Source organism: Sporosarcina sp. P29, assembly GCF_002743265.1.
Taxonomy (GTDB): domain Bacteria; phylum Bacillota; class Bacilli; order Bacillales_A; family Planococcaceae; genus Sporosarcina.
The window spans coordinates 142,173-160,989 of record NZ_PDYX01000006.1; the positions used below are offsets into that span (position 1 = coordinate 142,173).

Sequence of the window (18,817 nt, forward strand, 5' to 3'; positions counted from 1 at the left end):
TTCTTGTATGTGACTCGATGTTGAATTGTGATGGGAAATAGTATGTTACTTCATCCTTGCAACTCTCTTTTTTCACCAAGTAATCTTTGAAATTCCATCTCTAATTCTTTTGTCGGATTTACACTTAACCGACTAATAACTTCCGAGATTTTTGTCTCCAGCAAAAGCAATTCATTTTGTCGTAAGTCGTATTCTTTAATAGGATTACGGCTTTTATATTGTTCGTATCTCCCATCGAATACTATTAGTTCTTTGTTTTGAATATCTATTATTCGTGTGGAGACATTTTCTATGAATTTTCTATCGTGTGAAACGAAAATAATTATTCCTTTGTATTGTTTCAATAACGACTCCAAAGCTTCCAGTGATTCCAAATCTAGATAATTAGTTGGTTCATCAAGTACAAGCATATTTACGTCACTAAGAAAGATTTTGGTCAGAGCCACCTTAACGCGTTCTCCACCACTTAAGACGTTTACAGACTTATATACATCATCAGTAAAAAAGTGCATTCTTGCGAGCACAGTTCGAATCAGCGTTTCGTCCTGAGTTGAAGTGGATTGAACATTTTCCAAAATAGTTTTATCCAAATCTAATATTGATAAATTTTGTGTAAAATAACCAATCTTCACAGATGGTGAAACAGTGATATTCTTTTCCTTTTCTATGATCTTTTTAATCAATGTGGTTTTACCGGTACCATTCGATCCCATAACGGCTACTTTATCGCCACCACGGATATAAAAGCTTGCATCATTCCATAGGACACGCTCTCCAACCATTCCATGTACTTTTTCTGCCCGAAGAACTACTTGATTTTTGAACGTCTCTTCATTCGGCAAATTCATTTGTATTGGGGAAAGATCTTTTTGCTTTTCAATAGTCTCTAAATTTTCTAACCTAGTTTCAAAAGCGGACACAGTTTTCCGTAACTTCTTTTGTTTATTTGCGAAATATGGTTTTACACCTTTAATTCTAGCTTCGGAGCCAGTTAAATTCTTCGGTTTTTTAGTTGCTCGTTGGGCTTGCTCTTCCTTTTGCTTTATCGCTTCTTCCAAGTGATGCTTTTGCTTTTGATACTTTTCAAACGCTTGTTGTTTCTGTTGGAACTCCACTTCCTTTTGCTTAGAATATTGAGTATAGTTTCCTTTGTATTCTGCAACGCGTCCTTCATCTATTTCCCATATAGTCGTACAAAGTGAATCCAAAAATATGCGATCATGGGAAATTAGTATAAGAGCACCCGGCCAATTATTTAACTTTTTCTCCACCCATTCAATATGTTCTGTATCGAGATTCGTAGTTGGTTCATCCGCTAGTAATAGTGCCGCGTCACTAGCAAGTGCCTGCTGAATGTATTCTTGAGTGATTTCGCCGCCACTCTTGGCTGTATCTGTTCGTTTCAACTGTGGCAAAAGCTCAACGCTGGCACGCTGGATTACTTGACCACCTTCAAGAACAACTTTTTTAGCCAGTATATTTAATAAGGTCGTTTTACCGCTTCCGTTTCTACCGACTAAACCAATTCGATCTTTTGCATGCACTTCCAGTTGATCTATATCCAACAACAAGCGGTCTTGAATATAGTGTTTAATGTGGTTAGCTTCAACTATTATCATACGTTCATTCCTCCTTTTTAACTTTGGGGAATACAAAAATACCCCCTATCTTCTTTCAGAATAGGAGGCATGTATTATATAGGGGTACACAAAAAGAGATCATTATCCCTTAAGGTCCAACTATAGAAATACCATCCTATTCTGAAAAACACAATAAAAGGCATCAAAAAAATGCAGGGTCGCCTGCAGAATACCTTTATTGTTTTTTCGTAAAATAGGATTAATACTTCATGTAGTTGGGTCACCCTTTCGTTGTAATAGTTTTTTAACTATACCGTGATGCAATCCTCCTTGTCAATGGGGTTGGCTTAGAGCGGAACCCATTATTTTAAAAGGTGCCAGGTCCCAATACGATTTTGAATTGTGTCGGAACTTGACAATTAATATACGATTGAATTCAATACTTTAGCATCCTCAGTGAGCTGACGTACACTTTGATTATATTTAAAAAGGTAGTTATATATATCTGTTTTTTTACATCTCCATTTTTCTGTCTTAACTACCAATGCCAATGACGGATTTATGAATGGAATATTAAATAAGAAAACATAAAAGGTTTTTATGAAAAACAAAATATAAGGTATAAACAATCTTGAAAGTCTCTCAATCAAACAAATCCCACTAAAACTAACACAAAAAAGCAAGCGTCTATTCCACGCTTGCTTTCGTCTGTTTACGGGCCATATTGACCTTCAAAAATTGTTGAAGCGGAAATGTTAATGATTCCATACATTTCTTGAACGTCTATGCTTATGCCTCTTACGATACCAGGCATGCCATCAGAGATTTCGTGGTAGCTGCCCCAAACCAATTTTTCAAACTGGATTGTAACGGAGCCATTGCTTTTGGCGGTGGTGTGAAAGATATTTGTGCCGGGGGTTCTTGTGATTGTGGCGATGGTCTCGGCACTATCTGTAAGGATGGTGTGCTTTCCTATATTTTTCACGACTTCTTGATCGAAGTAATGGTAATCCTCAAACAGGTCTTCGATATCAAATGTATAAGACAGCCTTTCACGCATCGTTTGAATCTCATAATAAAAATACGCATTTTTAGGCAATTTCGCTTCGATAGCGTAGCGCACTTCAGCACCAGTAACAAAATGTACAGTGGCAATATATTCTCCAGGCTGATCAATTTTGATGCACATGTTATCCGGCTTGCTGATAGTTGAAGGACAGTTTTTGAATACTATATTATCAGATATAAATTTCCCATCTACTGTGGATAGACTGATATTTTGTATCTTTTCACCTGCTGAAATCTCAAGTGGAGCTTCTGTCGGTAAATAATCATCTGTCTCTTGCAACCTAAGTTTCAAGACGCCTGACACTTTTTCCACTTGAACGTGGTATCCTTTCTCAATAGAAGCCCCAGTTAACATACGGCCCGACACATTGAGTGTGCCTTTCCCCTCTTTTAGTGGAATGAGTTGAATTTTTGTTTTTGTATAGCCTGGCTTTCCATAAACCATAACTGATTCATATAAATCTGTATCCGTTTGCCGTATAACACCATCAATTTTATCCATCCCAACATCTTCAGCCTCTAATGTGACCATTGACGGCTTCTTTTCTTCTGTTGCTTTCATTAATTTAGCGGCCTGTCCTCTTGTCACAGCTGCATTTATGCCGAATGTGTTAGACGATGTACCTGTCGTGATTCCTAATTTATAAAGGATCAGGATATTCTCACCGTGCGATTGTGAAACATGAATATCCCTGAACGGATTTTTTATGCTATGGAAATCATAACGCGGTAAATCAAATGCTTTGACAAGTATTGATGCAAATTGGCCACGTGTCACATAATCATTCGGACCATAACGCCCATCTCCGTATCCACTGATAATTCCTGCTTCCGCCAGTGCAGCAATAGCTTTATAGTAGCCATTCGCTATCGAAACATCTTTAAAGCCAGGATTCTTGATCTTCGTCATATCCAATTTCGTCAACTTCGCAATAATTGCAGCAGCTTGTCCTCTCGTAATTGGATTACCTGGCTTAAACGTGCCGTCTGGATAACCTCCTATTATATTCCGTGCGGCGAAATCATTGACTGCCTCCGCAAAGTGATGTGATGGTGCGACGTCTGGGAATCGTTGAGTGCTTGCGGCTGTACTTGATAGTGGAAGACTCAGCGTGAGTATAATCGCGCCTATTATCATAATTATTTTTTTCATTTACTATCTCCCTTTCTCTTGTGTTCTCCTATAGCGGCGTATAGACGAGGAAATTAGGAAATAGTTTCAAATTCTTTACAAAAAATATGTCTTATATGATTCTACATTGTGTCGGCACCCCGTATAAAAAACTCATTTCTTCTATTATATACTTTTGCTATGTAGATTCATTCAGTGCGTGTCGCTAAAACTTTCATGATTTTTTATTCCAATCATCACGTTAGCTTTTCGCGCAAGTTCCATCATGTAGAACGCTTGCACTACTCGCCTTTCATTACTTCCCCAGCGCTCAGCGATGAATTCTTTGCGCCCTGAACGTGCACAATCTTCTTGATAATGTCTTCTTCTGTTATCTAATAATCTAGATGGTATTCTTCTGCCGGATAAAGTATTTCGGATGGGTGTCACGATCGGTTTTGCGAAAATACCTCTCACAGCTAGATTGTCTTTCGACTTCTTAGCAGCTTCCCGTTGCATCTCTGTGTAATAGAAAATGACAGTTGTATAGGATGCCCCGCGATCTTGAAATTGATCTTCTGCATCAATTAGATCGATTTGTTGCAAGTATACTTCAATTAACTTCTTATAAGAGAATGAGACAGGTACTCATACAGCTCTCGGCAATTTGGCAAATGTTTCTTTTTTCTTATTCCGAGTACATTATCACGCGCAGCTCGAAATTTTGTCCTACGACTCCGACCATCACTATCAGAGAACATCGGAATTCAACAAGTTCGCTGGTTTATTTCCTTCAAGTCCTGCTATGAGATTATCAGCAGCAAGATGCGCCATCGCGATTTCTGTTTCATGCGTAGAGGAGCCAATATGCGGCAAAGTGACGACGTTCTTCATCTGCAACAGTGGATTCTCGGGGTCGACAGGTTCTTGTGCGAACACATCGAGGCCAGCTGCCGCGATTTCATTTTGTTGTAGTGCGTCGATTAGATCTTCTTCAATGATAGTGCCGCCACGCGAAATAATTAGGAATATAGCGGACGGCTTCATAAGACGGAACTGCTCGTTGCCGATCATGCCCCGCGTTTCATCAGTCAACGGGATCACGAGACAGACGTAATCAGATTCTTTCAGCAAATCGTCAAGGTCCCGGTAAGATGCATCAAACCGTTCCTCCGCTTCCGGCTTCCTTGTTCTCGTATGATACAGGATGTCCATATCGAAGCCGAACCGCGCGCGTTTGGCGATTGCACTGCCAATACGCCCCATACCGATGATACCGAGAGTTTTATGATGGACGTCCACACCGTACCATTCATTCGGCAGAAGCCCTTTCCACAAACCTCGTTTAACATAACCATCAAGCTCAGGCATCCTCCGCGCCGTCGCAAGCATCAGCCCTATTGCCATGTCAGCCACAGTATCGTCGAGCACGCCAGGCGTATGGGTCCCCATAACACCGCGTTTTGTCAGATCGACCAGTTCGAGATTGTTGTAACCGACGGAAACGTTGCTGATAATTTTCAGATTCGGCGCCTTATCGAGAATCGCTGCATTCCCAGGGAAACCAATTCCGATCACGCCTTCCGCCTGACGCAAGAATTCAGGAAAATCAGAGTCGTTTTCTGGATCTACGGACAGTCGAACGTCATAGTCTTTCGCTAGTCGATCATAAACCGGTTGCTCTAGACGTCGATAGGCGAGTATTTTCTTTTTCATGTATATTCCTCCCTATAGTCGTTACTTACTGTCAGTATACATGAATGGGTTCTGACAAATCATCTGCTTTTTTACCTTCTGGAGGAACCTTCCTTGATAAAAATTATCTGTGCTTGAGACAAATGTGAGTATTTTAAAAGGTACCTGTGGGAGAAATTAACGTGAATGCTTAAACATTCATGAAAGTTTCGTGCACAGGTACCTTTTGCTCAAAGAATTAACCATTCAATTATTTTTTCGACTAGATACTTTAAATACTAAAACTAATTAGTTACTTTGCATTTTTATAAATGACATAAAATATCTTACTGATATTCATATCTGAACTAGTAATTTGCAGCCTTAATTTAATTTTATTTATTTGTTTCAAAGTAAGTCTTGTATAGTCATATCTTTTTCCCAATATATCTAATGAATTCCCGTTAGTAAAAACGAGATACAGAAGCGCAGATTTTCTCTTAGAACTTAATTTACAAGAATGTATTAATCCTTTAACAACTGAAATAAAATTTTCCATTTGCGTTTTGTCATTAATAAATTTGTAATTATAACCTAGACCAAAGTACATGTTCTTCCCGTTTTCATCTGTTGATTTAATCCCGAATAAACTATTCATTAATCTATAATATAATAGCCAAAATTGTTTTTCAGAACGATTGCTCTTTTTAAATATATAAAAATATTTTTTTATTCTATTAATTATTTTTATATATTTATTTTCAGAAATTGAAATATGTAAATTTTTATTATTAGTATTAAATTTATAACCAAGATAATCAAAACATAATTCTTCCGAATTTCGAGATAAAGCTTCATAACGATTAAAGATAGTTTTCTCCCTATTTATATTTAAGAAGTTTTCCTTAAAAATTTTTTCTAACACTTTATTAGTTTCTTCTATGTCTATTCCTTTAATTGTATCGTAGTTAATTATTATAATATCATCAACATATCTGAAGTAGAAAGTAGGGTTGAAATTCTGACGAATATCATCGTCGAATTTTTCTAAATAAACTTCAGCCAAAGCACTTGAAAATGGCAGACCTAAGGGTATTCCAGAAACCGAACTAGAAAAAAACATTGGCTTTAGCGTTTGTATAGTAGAGTTTGAAAGCATATTTGCTTTCATTAGCTTTTTATATAAATAATGTTTATTTATAGACGGATAAAAATTTTTAATATCAGAACGAACAATAAATAAATCTATGTCCTGTACTGAATAATCAGTATAATCACCATGAGTCAAAGTAGAAATTAGCTGTTTTATAATCTGATCTCGGTTTGAAGAACCTGATGCATATTTTTGTTCTATCTCTCTTTTAATTTTAAGATAGATACGCTTTTCATCATCGTTTGGATTATAATATAACCGATTACCATCTTTTATTTTATTTAGCCTTGGTATTTTTTTCATTTTAGACCTCCTGGCCTAGAAACCTTCTCCCCTAACATACGGGGAGTTATCTTTAAGCAAAGATAATTATGGCTACAAGTTAGTTGAGTAACCGTGGTGTGTGTATTCCGCATCACTATATAAATTAATCAGAATTGGAATTATAGTTCACAGGTTGTGGACTATAAGGAATCTAGGTATAATATGAATTTCATACTATATATAAAATTGTATAACAATCATTATTATTCTTCAACAATAATAAATTAAAAGGAGAATTCTTTCATGAAAAAGAATCTATTTTTAAGAATAGACGTACTTCCAGATGAAATCCCTATTTTGTTTTCTAACAAACCTGTTTATTTGAACTTTTCAAAAAATTTGTAGAATCCATGAAAGATATAGATCGCTCCCTATCAACTCTTATAACAGTCCCTCTCTTTTTCCATATTCCCAAGTCCAAATCCGAAAAAAGAAAAATTGGATTGTTACATCCTATAGCTCAAATACAGACTTTTGATTATATTTTAAAATACGAACAACTAATTACTTCATTTTGTAAAAACTCACCTTATAGTGTGAGATCGCCAATCAAGAGAAACGTACCAAAAATCAGTATGCAACAGTTAAGACAGAAGGAACTAACTAAAATAGAAGAAGAATACAGTTTTACTGATAAAATTTCAGTAACAAGTGATGAAGATCAAATTTTATTCTACAATTATTTCTCCTATAACAAATTTAAAAAAATACAAAATTTATATAATTCCCCTAAATTTAATAGGGATAAATACAAGTACTCTTACTTCTTAAAATTAGATATTCAAAGATGCTTTCCAAGCATATATACTCATTCTTTAGCATGGGCTATTTTTGGTGATAAATCTTTAGCGAAAAGATATAAAAAAAACACAAAAGCTTTTCCAAACGCAAGTGATATAATTTCCCAGAAAATAAATTTTAATGAAACACATGGATTAGTTGTAGGACCTGAATTTTCAAGAGTAATTGCAGAATTACTACTAACAAGAATTGATATTAACCTTCAGAGGTCATTAAATGAAAAAGAATTATTACATAAAAAACACTATTCTTTATATAGATTTGTAGATGACTACTTCTTATTCTCACATCGGAAAGAAGATATAATTATGATAGAAAATGATTTAAAAAAAGAGTTAGATAATCATAATTTAACACTAAATGTTTGGAAAAGTGACTTGCAGGAAAAACCTTTTGTGATTAATGATGACTCAATAATCGAGTTGAAAAAAATTTTAAAAGAGTTTGATTTAGATAAGAAATTATCTGTTTACCTCATAAATGAGAAAAAACATGTAAATAAAATAAAATTTAATGAATATAAGGGCACTAGATATCAATGGGATACACTTTTCAATAAAATAGAAATGCTTGTTTCAATGAATTATAGTTCCAAAACTAAGATAGTTAATTTCTTCTTAAAATCTATACGTTCATCAATAAGCTTCGATGGTAAACATCCTTATGTAGTTAGTAATATATTAGAAATAGTATCAAATATTTATACGTTAGACATTAATAATAAAAGTACTACTTATATTATTGCTATATATTTCAAAATTCTTAATCAAACAAAAAACTTAAAATCAACCTATGAATTACAAAAGAGTAAAATCACAAATAATGCAGAAATAGAATTAATTCAAAAGAAGATTAATGATTGCGTTTATACTGAAGACAAAATTTTTCAATACTCATTCAATATTCTGAAGAATAATATAGAAGATATTGAGAACATGTATGACTTATTAATTTTTATGAAATTATTAGATAAAAAATTAGCATCGAGCTTTTTATGTGCAATATTAGAATCGAATAAATGTTCATATTTCGTATGTTGTAGTGTGGGTTACTATATTTTGAATTATAATTCAACTGGATTAGATATGAGATTTCTAACCGTGAGTAAAAAGTTAGTACAGTTTGTTACTTCAATCATTCAAGATTATACACCTATGGGTGCTGACTATTTAATCTTAGAGGCTGAATTCTTTTACTTTTTAAATGACTTCTCTAAGTATCCAGGTTTTCAACCTAGTTTTAAATCTAGATTAACCAAAAGACTTGTTTCGGAAACAAGAAAAACTTTAGCTAAAGGTAATCCTAATGTAATTAACGAACGAAAAAATATATGGAGCATATTAACAAGACATTCTTATTATCAGTGGAGTAGTAGTGCAAATACATTCGTTAGAAAAATAATTAAAAAGAGCTCTAACTCGCAATTAGAGAATTCTATAGATTACTAACAAAATATTTTGTGTAGAGTAGACTATAATTACCTAAAAAACAAAATAAAATATAATTGAAGAATGATGAAATATACGTTAAAAATAAACTTACTTAAGATTTACGACAAAATAACAAAAAGTACCTACTTGATAAATTAACGCGATTATTTAAACATTCATAAAGTCTTAATACGCAGGCACGCTTTTTTATATGAAATGGAAGTAAAAATTGCCAACTCTCCTAGACGTTCAGATGCTATAATCGCTACCTAAAATTAATTGCAGAAGAGCTTGGCTAATATACATTAACTGAGCTATATCTTCTTCTGTAATATAATATTCTCCCATCTAAGGCTTTACTAAATAATACGGTGTGTTTATAATTTATCAGACCACACCTCATTCTTAGCATATGCGAACTAGAAATTGTATTGTCAACACTAAATCAGACAGATTCTATAAGGTCCCCAATCGATACTCAATCGGTGTTTGATAATCAAGGGTTCCGTGGATTCGAACTCGATTGAACCAGTTCACATAATCCTGTAGCTCACGCTCTAGCTGCTCAAGAGAAGTAAAGGTCATTTGCTTAATAAACTCTGTTTTCACTACATTAAACATTGCTTCTGCGACTGCATTGTCGTACGGACAGCCTTTCATACTGAGCGATCGACCGATTCCAAAAGCTTCTAATGCTTCGTCAATTAAGTGGTTTTTAAATTCACTTCCGCGATCTGTATGGAATAACTGAATGCGATCCAAGCTACGTTCAATGCTAGATAAGGCTTTGTAGACAAGCTGAGCTGTCTTTTGAGGCCCCGCGCTGTAACCAATAATTTCTCGATTAAAAAGATCGACAAATAAGCATACGTAATTCCATCTCCCATTGACTCTAACGTATGTTAAATCACTAACAACCACAGCTAGTTCTTCTTGGCCATTGAAGTTTCTCGCTAGAACATTCTTCACAGGTTCCTCGTTTACTTTTGATTTAAACGGTTTATATTGAGCGACAGTGTAGTTGGATACAAGCCCAGATTGCTTCATGACGCGTCCAATACGACGTCTAGAAACAGTCCGGTTTATCTTCGCAAGTTCTTTTTTGATTTTGCGGGTTCCATAATTATTCCGACTACGTTTGAAGATTTTCTTAATTTCTTTCTGCAAGGTTTCATCTTTCGGTTGCTTAACCGGCGTGTAATAGAACGTACTTCTAGCAATTCCTAGGACCTCGCACATTGCTGATACTGAGTATTTGTGACGGTTATTCTGAATCACATCTACTTTCGTCCCATGATCAGCGCGGCTTGCTTTAAAATATCGTTCTCCATTAGGAGACGCTGGTTTTCTTTACGTAATTTCATTATTTCATTCTCTTCGTCGGTACGTTGATCTTTTTCTTCAAAAGATCCGGTCGCTTTGTGACGTCTCACCCAGTTATCAAAAGTGGTGGAGGTTAGGTCGTACTCACGAAGAATATCTGTACGTGATTTACCGTTTTCATGTAGCTGTACAATTTGGTTTTTAAATTCCTTGGTATAGGTTCGTCTCACTCGCTTTTCAGTCATGTAGATTCTCCTCGTTTCTTTGTTTGTATTCTACAAGACCCTAACTTTTCTGTCCAAGTAAGTGTAGCCTATTCAAATTGCCACTTTTGCTATATCTCTATTCATCCTCCGCTACTACCTGAAAAGCCCAATCCATCTGCTTTTTACTACTTCTAACTCCCGCAACTTCTCCTACGCCTTCTAAAACACTACTCACTCTTTCTAGAAACACCATTAAACAATCAAAACAATAATCAACCTCTTTATTCTTCAGTTCTTTATTTTGTGTATAAAACGCCCTACCAACAGTGCTATACAACGTTGCATGACCAATCATTTCAAAAACAAGGATATAATTAGCATCACTTTCAAACAATGTCTTATAAGCTTCTATAGCTTTTTCATAAGAGTTGCGAATATGTACCGCGAGTATCGATTGGATCGATTGAAGTTCTATTTCTTTAGTCATTTGTATCAGCTCCTATTTTATATGAGCTTACCATTTCTCTTTCTTCAATTCAATAAAAACACGAACGTATATTCCTATAGTGAAAAAAGAGCACCAAGCCCCAACACTATTCTAAATTGTGTCGAAACCTAGCGCTCTTAACTCACTTGCTGTTTTTCATTTTTGTTATCTCGATTTCGTAATACAGCTTATGCTTAGTCGGCGCTTTCACATCCACCGCATAACGCACTTCTTTTCCGTTAGTTAAACGGACTGTCGCGATATAGTTGCCGTGTCTATTGACGCGAATGAACACATCCGGTGAATCGGTATATCCTTCAAATGCCATATTGTCGGATATCACCACTCCATCGGTTTGCGCGAAATGAATACTTTCGACCTTTTCACCCGCTGCCATTTTCAGCCGTGCACGAGTCTTTAAGATTTCGCTCGGATGTTGAAGCTCGATCTTCAATCGACCGTTCACCTTTTTCACATCGACATAATATTTATTGTAATACCGTTTAATGTTTTGCGCTTCCATGCCATAATTACCACCGACTTGAAGTGTTCCTCTGCCCTCTTTAAGCGGCGTCAACTGCAAGCGGTCACCTGTATAGCCAGCAGGTGTTTGTCTGCCTTTAATGATCGCTGCATGGTAGATTTCAGAGTTCGGAATGAATTCATCCGTATCCTCATCCGCCATGATTTCCGAAAACCGCATCATCATTCCGGACTTATCGCCTTGCGTTTTTATAGAATACGTATCAGGATACACGCGCTCCGTTGTCAGCATCAGTTTAGAAGCTTGCCCTCTTGTCACGAATTCATTGATGCCGAACCTCTCCGGCGTCACGCCTGAAGTGATGCCGAGTTTATACAGAATCAACACATTGGCACCGTGTGAATTAGTCGATTTCACATCACGGAAAGGATTTTCCTTAGAAATGAAATCAAAACGCGGCAAATCATATGCTTTAACAAGAATAGAAGCCAGTTGCCCACGTGTGACAGGATCATTCGGACCGAAATTGCCGTTCGCATAGCCTGACATGATTTCTAGTTCTGCAAGCTTCGCGATGGAATTGTAATAGCCATTTGCTTTCGAAACATCCTTAAATCCTGGATCCTGTACATAATAATCCGGGTTTTCTTTCAGCAGCTTCACGATGATCGCTGCAGCTTGCCCGCGAGTGATGGGATTGCCTGGTTTGAACAGGCCGTCCGCATACCCCGTAATAATATGACGTTCTGCCAATTCATTAACGGCCTCCGCAAAGTGCTTTGTTTCAGGCACATCTGTGAACTTCTGGTTACTAGTGGCCATACTTGTTAATGGCAAGCTCAGAGCGAGAGCTACCGTACTAAATGCTATCCAGATCTTTTTCATTGTGTATCCTTCCTTTCTGTTCTGTAATCGTAGGTCGACGTATAGACGCTAAATTTTCAATATAGTTTCAAAGATTATTATTATTTTATTTTTTGTATTATAGCGTCGGTATATATAGGTAAATAGAATTATTTGAGTATAGCGTATTTGAAGGACTTATTGCACTTGAAGCGGCTGCTCATGGAGACAACAATCAGAAGATGCTAAGTGCTGTATTTATCGAGACGACGTTTAATACGCAAGACTCTGGAGATATGACAGCAATGCCTATTGATTTGTTAGGGTTCTCTGCTGCTCAAGAAGCTATGCAAGGTTAAATTAAAACAGACTCCTGATTGGCTCACATGACGAAGTGGGCTGATCAGGAGTCTAGTGTATTGTTTAGGGATTCAAGTTAATTTCTCAAATAACTGTTACAGTACGTCACAGATGTTAACTTCTCAGTCCACGGCCTTTTTCAATCAAATACCAGTTGATTACGTAAAGCACTACGATAAACGTAATCGAAATGAGAATGGAAAATATAATGGGTATATCGATTACACCGAGAATCCCGAAACGGAATCCGGAAATCATGTAAACGATCGGGTTGAACTGTGAAATCACCTGCCAAAATGGAGGCAACATCGAGATGGCAAAAAACACTCCGCCTAAGTAAGTCAACGGCTGAAGAATAAACGTAGGCACAATAGACACATCGTCAAATGACTTGGCAAAAATACCGTTCAACAGGCCTGCCAACGAGAACAAAATTGCCGTCATCAAAAACGTCAAGATGACAATGCTCCACGAGTGCACTTGCAACGGAACGAAAAACAGAGAGATGATCGTGACCAGTATCCCTACGAGAACACTTCTACCTATTCCTCCAATGACAAAGCCCCAAATAATAATATGAGTCGGTACAGGGGCAACTAATAGTTCTTCAATGTTCTTTTGAAACTTTTGCGAGAAAAATGATGACGAAACATTCGAGTAGGAACTGGTGATGACGGACATCATGATCAATCCTGGGACAATAAATTCCATGTAAGAGAATCCGTCCATTTCGCCAATCCGTTTACCAATCAAATTCCCGAAAATGATAAAGTACAAAGAAGTTGTGATGACTGGCGGGACCAATGTTTGGATCCAGATTCTTAAATAGCGGTTCGTTTCTTTGACCGATAAACCTTTTAATGCGGTTAAATATAATTTAAACATGTACATCCTCCACTACGCAGTTTCTTCTGTAAGCTTTAAAAATAACTCTTCTAATCGATTGGACTTGTTGCGCATAGATAACACTTTAATCCCTTGTTCTGTCAACTGGTTAAACACTTCATTGATCCCTTGATCACGTGCTACTTCTACAGAAAGGGATCCATCGTCTAGGAGTTCACTAGTATAACCTTTAATCACTGGCGTCCGTCCTGAAGGCTCGATATCTAAAATAATGGTTTCATACTGAAGCTTAGCGAGCAATGATTTCATACTAGTATCTTCAATTAACTGCCCTTTTTGAATGATCCCGATATTACGACACAACATTTCCGCTTCTTCCAAGTAATGTGTTGTCAGAATAATCGTCGTGCCATTTTCATTCAATTCTTTAAGAAACGTCCACATCTCTCGTCTTAATTCAATATCTACACCAGCTGTAGGCTCATCAAGAATAAGTAAGCGCGGTTCATGCATTAAAGCACGTGAGATCATCAGTCGACGTTTCATACCTCCAGAAAGCATCTGGGCTTGAACATTTCGTTTCTCCCACAAATCAGACTGCTTCAAGTATTTTTCGCTACGCTTTAGCGCCTCTTTCCTAGACACACCGTAATAGCCCGCCTGGTTCACTACAATCTGCTGAACCGTTTCAAACGGACTGAAGTTGAATTCTTGAGGAACCAGACCGATCTGCAGCTTGGCTTGCATTAACTGCGTATCCATATCATAGCCAAAGACATTCACTTTTCCTGATGTCTTATTGACGAGAGACGTCACAATTCCGATAGTTGTAGATTTGCCGGCACCGTTAGGACCTAAAAGAGCATAAAAATCCCCTTCCTCCACTTTCAAATCGATGCCACGCAAAGCTTCAACACCACCAGCATAGACTTTTTTTAGATCTTTAATTTCTAATGCGTATGTCATTCTATTTATCTCCTCACCATCTTTGTGTTCGGGTTTATATAAATATCCATTTGCCAGTATACCATTCCTATAGTAGAGGTACCAGGTTCTCGCACCAGTCTGAATGGTGTTAAAACCTAGTACTGTCTGTAAAGATAAACTCAATAAAAAGGCAGCAAGAGTGGTATACAATTACTGCGAGATGATGTCTTTCATCTTTTTCTCCAGTATGTAATCGTTGTTAGGAGTTGATTGTCTTGCTTCTATTTAAAATAATCATCTAAAAATTGGAGTGGATAAATATAATTATATTCATTGTCATACACAAGATTTCTAAATTCTATGAACTCATTCACTTTTTTCATCCTCCAATACTTTACTATGTTAATCTCTTATTACCCTAAACTTCAACCGAATAAGTGCAGTATATACAAATAATTAAATTTTTCTATTAAATCCATAAAACTCCATATTTTTTTAATATATCGTGCTTTCTACTAACGACTTTAGACATTTTCGTATCAATAACATCAAAAAAAGCGTCAACCTCATAAAATTGAGGTTGACGCTTTTACTATATACTAGGAACAGCTAAGTTACTTCTTAAATTTCTATTTCTGTTCCGACGTCATGTTCTTTCGCTTTTGAATAAACGCCTTTGGCAACTGCTAAATCATAGTACGCTGCACCAACTGATTTGAATAGCGTAATTTCTTCTGCATTCTCGCGGCCACTTACTTCTTTCGTTACCAACTTGCCTAATTCACTAAAGACGTTCTCAAAAGACCACTCCCCAATTTTCTCTGCGTTTATCAGTTCGCCAGCTTCTTCTTTTACGCCTTCAAAATCATCCACCACTATTTTTGAAGCGCGTGTAATAGTTTCTACATCCATTTCTAGCATATGAGGTAAATAAGAACCTACTCCATTCACATGTGTTCCCGGTTGTAAATCTGCTCCATTAAAGACCGGTTCAGTGGATCGTGTCGCACAACAAATTACATCTGCTTGACGGACCGCTTCAGAAACATTTTCAATTACTTCAAACGGAATCTCTACGCCGAAGTCTTGTAGCTTCTGTCCGAACACTTGCGCTTTCGCAGGTGTGCGATTGACTAAAAGTATACGTTCGATTTTACGTACTTGTAATACACCTAGCACTTGTTCAAAAGCCATAGCCCCTGTTCCGATGACCGTTAGAACAGTTGCGTCTTTTTTTGCCAAATGATCTGTAGCAATTCCAGACAACGCACCGGTACGCAATCTCGTGAGATACGAGGCATTCAACATCGCCAAGTGCTTTCCATTTTGTGCATCTGTCACCAACACTACCCCTTGCGTAGTCGGCATTCCATTGGACGGATTGTTTGGAAAAATCGTCACTACTTTTACCGCTGTCACTTCTTTTACTAGATCTGCACTCGGCATATATAAGGCAGATGCTTCATGTTGAGGGAATTCGATTACTGTGCGATGTGGGGCAGCGATTTGACTTGCTGCTTTTGCTGTCAACACGTCTTTCACATCCTGTATTGCTTCTTCCATGCCGTACGTCTTCATAATTTCTCTTTCATTTACAATTAGCATACTATTTTCCTCCAATTAACTAGAAACATGTTCCACTCTCAATATAATTTATATTTGTGTCGCTTCTGTAGTACTCATAATTTCTTCTAGAGGTAATTCTTTCACAGGCTCATCTAGCTCTTCGTTACTGCGATCTTTTACAGCCCAAATTGCTACCAATGAAATAACTGCTGTGAACATGATATATAAAGCAACCGGTACATACGATCCGTTAAACTTCAATAATAGACTTGTCGCTATTAACGGAGCCGTACCTCCTGCGACAGCTGCACCGATTTGATAACCTAATGTGATACCTGTATAGCGTACTTTTGCATCAAAGATTTCTGAAAACATCGTTCCGAGCACTGCAGTAATAGGTGCCCAAATGATTCCCAGTCCGATGACTGTCGCTGTGACTAATAGGAAGACCGATTGTTGTTGCAACATCCAAAAGTACGGAAAAGCAAATAATAACATGCCGATCGTTCCAGCAACATAGACTTTTTTACGTCCTATTTTATCCGAAAGACTACCCATGATAGGAATTAAAATAGTTGTAATAATCGTCGCTACCATTACTGTATTTAAAATCGTCGTTCGCGAAAAACCTAAGTTCGATGTCGCATACGATACGATAAATGTTCCAAAAATATAGAAAGGTGCAGTTTCAACTACTTTCGCACCAATGGCGATCAACACTTCACGCCAATGGTATTTCAATGTATCCACGATCGGCAACTTAGGTATATCACCAGATTCTTGTACCTTTTTGAATGATGGTGTTTCATCTATTCCTTTTCGGATCCACAAACCAAAGAGAACGAGGATTGCGCTAAGTAGGAAAGGAACACGCCAGCCCCATGTCATGAATGAACCTTCAGGCAATAACGTCATAATCGATAGCGCGACTGTACCCATCACCATTCCGATCGTTACGCCCATTTGTGGAATCGCTCCATACAACCCACGCTTTTCTTTAGGTGCGTACTCAACCGCCAACAACAGAGCGCCGCCCCATTCTCCACCAATCCCTAACCCTTGAACTAGTCGGAGAGTGATTAGCAAAATAGGAGCCCATACACCAATTGCTTGATACGTTGGTAGCAATCCCATCCCAAAGGTCGCTATTCCCATAAGACTTAATGTAATAACAAGTGTCTTTTTCCGTCCAATACGATCTCCTATATGACTGAAAATGACTCCACCAAACGGACGAATAAAAAATGCTAAAGCAAAAGATGCATAGGCTAACAAAAGACCAACTGTTGGATCTTCTGTAACGAAAAAGACTTGGTTGAATACCAGCGCAGCTACTGTACCGTATAGAAAATAATCAAACCATTCAATGGAACTACCTACCAAACTAGCAATCCAGACTTTCCTCATTTGCTTGGGATCCAACATAAATTTCCTCCTTTTGAGGAATTGAAGTGTCACTTCAATACCCTTTTTTTACTATATTAGCAGTTTATAATTTTCTGTCAATAAGTTTTTTTGTATTGTACGCTTCATATTTTGTACTGTATGATAGGTGGAAAATATGTATGCACATAAAGGAGCTAGATCCATGGTGGTAAAATCTATTGGTAGTATTTTAAAGTCATTACGAAAAGAACGAAAGTTAACGTTGAAAGAGTTGGCAGGATTAACAGGTGTTTCTATCAGCTTTTTATCTCAAGTAGAACGTGGAAAGTCTAGTGTCACCCTGGAATCTCTAAAAAAAGTAGCAGATGCCTTGAACGTAAACCCCACAGTGTTTTTCTCAGGAAATGAGGAGGAACAGACACTTGAAGATAGACACCAACAGTTCTACTACAAAGATTTATCAAATGGTATTTATGACGCTTCTTACTTGCCAATTTTAGTCACACTCCAACCCGGGCAAAACGATGGGAATGCGTTCACACATAGCGGACATGAATTCCTATTCGTCGTTGAAGGAGTCTTAACAGTTTCAATCGACGGAAAAAAGACGGAAGTAACTGAACAGCAATCTATTATGTTTGATGCGAAAAAGACTCACTATTGGTATAACCTAACTACGCAACCAATTAAGTTTTTAGTGGTATCTTCTAAATAAGGAAGTACTAAGAGAATATGTATAGTTAGCTAAAGAAGAAAAATGTATAGATATAATAAAAGGATTAGAAAAATGGCCTCACATCGATTTAATGAATTGATGTGAGGCCTTCTTGATTTATAGGGTTTCCACTGGTGCTCGATTTCGGTACCTGTACACAAAAATAAGAGAGAGTGCTAGAAATATTAATACGAGCGGCAATGTAATGAAAGATTTACCTAGAAAAATCAAAATACGCTAAGAGCAAACTTTGTAGTTTGTACTTCTTTGGATTGATGTACATCTTACCAAAATCTTCAGTTGCTAATACTTTGTCTATTTCATCAGACTCGGTTTATTCACCTACCCGCACCTCTTCGTTCTTCTCTTCCTTCACCTCATCTGTTCCGCATCCGGCTAACAATAAAATTGCCAGAGCGCTCCCTACTTAAAATCTTTTCTTAAACATTTAGATCTCCACCATTTATTATTACATTATGTATTCTCACGACATGCGCGCATATTATATTAAACAATTTTAGTTATCTTCTAGA

13 protein-coding genes and 1 pseudogene are annotated in these 18,817 nt (G+C 37.0%); 2 read left to right on the plus strand and 12 right to left on the minus strand.

The features are described from left to right. Positions 1–50 precede the first annotated feature (50 nt). The 5 genes and pseudogenes from CSV68_RS07635 to CSV68_RS07655 all read right to left on the minus strand — a co-directional run bounded on the left by CSV68_RS07635 (position 51) and on the right by CSV68_RS07655 (position 6,889). Complete coding sequence (locus tag CSV68_RS07635) at positions 51–1,619, minus strand: Vga family ABC-F type ribosomal protection protein (RefSeq protein WP_099661825.1); 1,569 nt, start codon at positions 1,617–1,619, stop codon at positions 51–53. A gap of 673 nt (positions 1,620–2,292) precedes the next feature. Next, positions 2,293–3,801: an S-layer homology domain-containing protein gene (locus tag CSV68_RS07640; RefSeq protein WP_099633346.1), complete on the minus strand. Its 1,509-nt coding sequence runs from the start codon at positions 3,799–3,801 to the stop codon at positions 2,293–2,295. A 171-nt stretch (positions 3,802–3,972) separates the two neighbouring features. Then, positions 3,973–4,386: pseudogene (locus CSV68_RS07645) on the minus strand (peptide-methionine (S)-S-oxide reductase); the annotation flags it as partial. A 123-nt stretch (positions 4,387–4,509) separates the two neighbouring features. Further along, a complete protein-coding gene (locus CSV68_RS07650; RefSeq protein ID WP_099661826.1) occupies positions 4,510–5,475 on the minus strand; it encodes a 2-hydroxyacid dehydrogenase in 966 nt (321 codons plus the stop codon). 271 nt (positions 5,476–5,746) lie between these two features. Then, on the minus strand, positions 5,747–6,889 hold the full coding sequence (locus tag CSV68_RS07655) for an RNA-directed DNA polymerase (protein ID WP_099661827.1): 1,143 nt from the start codon (positions 6,887–6,889) through the stop codon (positions 5,747–5,749). A 371-nt stretch (positions 6,890–7,260) separates the two neighbouring features. Here CSV68_RS07655 and CSV68_RS07660 point away from each other — a divergent pair, with 371 nt between their 5' ends. Further along, a complete protein-coding gene (locus CSV68_RS07660) occupies positions 7,261–9,159 on the plus strand; it encodes an RNA-directed DNA polymerase (protein WP_199175017.1) in 1,899 nt (632 codons plus the stop codon). A gap of 438 nt (positions 9,160–9,597) precedes the next feature. Here CSV68_RS07660 and CSV68_RS07665 read toward each other — a convergent pair. The 7 genes from CSV68_RS07665 to CSV68_RS07695 form a co-directional block, all read right to left on the minus strand. Continuing rightward, positions 9,598–10,709, minus strand: a protein-coding gene (locus CSV68_RS07665; protein WP_099661828.1) for an IS3 family transposase whose coding sequence is annotated in 2 segments (ribosomal slippage) — positions 9,598–10,457 and positions 10,457–10,709 — 1,113 coding nt in all. Because the reading frame shifts where the segments join, the coding sequence is not laid out codon by codon here. A gap of 97 nt (positions 10,710–10,806) precedes the next feature. Next, positions 10,807–11,157 carry a hypothetical protein gene (locus CSV68_RS07670; RefSeq protein WP_099661829.1) on the minus strand — a complete coding sequence of 117 codons (351 nt, stop codon included), beginning with the start codon at positions 11,155–11,157 and terminating at the stop codon, positions 10,807–10,809. Between the two features lie 142 nt (positions 11,158–11,299). Beyond that, positions 11,300–12,526: an S-layer homology domain-containing protein gene (locus CSV68_RS07675; protein ID WP_099661830.1), complete on the minus strand. Its 1,227-nt coding sequence runs from the start codon at positions 12,524–12,526 to the stop codon at positions 11,300–11,302. 432 nt (positions 12,527–12,958) lie between these two features. Beyond that, positions 12,959–13,729, minus strand: coding sequence for an ABC transporter permease (locus CSV68_RS07680; RefSeq protein ID WP_099661831.1), 771 nt, complete (start codon positions 13,727–13,729; stop codon positions 12,959–12,961). 12 nt (positions 13,730–13,741) lie between these two features. Continuing rightward, on the minus strand, positions 13,742–14,656 hold the full coding sequence (locus CSV68_RS07685; RefSeq protein WP_099661832.1) for an ABC transporter ATP-binding protein: 915 nt from the start codon (positions 14,654–14,656) through the stop codon (positions 13,742–13,744). Positions 14,657–15,238: 582 nt separating this feature from the next. Next, positions 15,239–16,222, minus strand: a complete 984-nt coding sequence (locus CSV68_RS07690; protein ID WP_099661833.1) for an ornithine cyclodeaminase family protein — start codon at positions 16,220–16,222, stop codon at positions 15,239–15,241. 48 nt (positions 16,223–16,270) lie between these two features. After that, a complete protein-coding gene (locus tag CSV68_RS07695) occupies positions 16,271–17,605 on the minus strand; it encodes an MFS transporter (protein WP_099661854.1) in 1,335 nt (444 codons plus the stop codon). 166 nt (positions 17,606–17,771) lie between these two features. Between CSV68_RS07695 and CSV68_RS07700 the strand changes: the two genes are divergently transcribed. After that, a complete protein-coding gene (locus CSV68_RS07700) occupies positions 17,772–18,284 on the plus strand; it encodes a helix-turn-helix domain-containing protein (RefSeq protein ID WP_099661834.1) in 513 nt (170 codons plus the stop codon). Positions 18,285–18,817 lie beyond the last annotated feature (533 nt).

What these genes read in the sequence shown, in the direction of transcription:
- CSV68_RS07650 (WP_099661826.1), bottom strand. Translation starts at nt 5,475, where the DNA reads ATGAAAAAGAAAATACTCGCCTATCGACGTCTAGAGCAACCGGTTTAT.
- CSV68_RS07685 (WP_099661832.1), bottom strand. Translation starts at nt 14,656, where the DNA reads ATGACATACGCATTAGAAATTAAAGATCTAAAAAAAGTCTATGCTGGT.
- CSV68_RS07690 (WP_099661833.1), bottom strand. Translation starts at nt 16,222, where the DNA reads ATGCTAATTGTAAATGAAAGAGAAATTATGAAGACGTACGGCATGGAA.
- CSV68_RS07680 (WP_099661831.1), bottom strand. Translation starts at nt 13,729, where the DNA reads ATGTTTAAATTATATTTAACCGCATTAAAAGGTTTATCGGTCAAAGAA.
- CSV68_RS07660 (WP_199175017.1), top strand. Translation starts at nt 7,261, where the DNA reads ATGAAAGATATAGATCGCTCCCTATCAACTCTTATAACAGTCCCTCTC.
- CSV68_RS07675 (WP_099661830.1), bottom strand. Translation starts at nt 12,526, where the DNA reads ATGAAAAAGATCTGGATAGCATTTAGTACGGTAGCTCTCGCTCTGAGC.
- CSV68_RS07640 (WP_099633346.1), bottom strand. Translation starts at nt 3,801, where the DNA reads ATGAAAAAAATAATTATGATAATAGGCGCGATTATACTCACGCTGAGT.
- CSV68_RS07655 (WP_099661827.1), bottom strand. Translation starts at nt 6,889, where the DNA reads ATGAAAAAAATACCAAGGCTAAATAAAATAAAAGATGGTAATCGGTTA.
- CSV68_RS07670 (WP_099661829.1), bottom strand. Translation starts at nt 11,157, where the DNA reads ATGACTAAAGAAATAGAACTTCAATCGATCCAATCGATACTCGCGGTA.
- CSV68_RS07700 (WP_099661834.1), top strand. Translation starts at nt 17,772, where the DNA reads ATGGTGGTAAAATCTATTGGTAGTATTTTAAAGTCATTACGAAAAGAA.
- CSV68_RS07635 (WP_099661825.1), bottom strand. Translation starts at nt 1,619, where the DNA reads ATGATAATAGTTGAAGCTAACCACATTAAACACTATATTCAAGACCGC.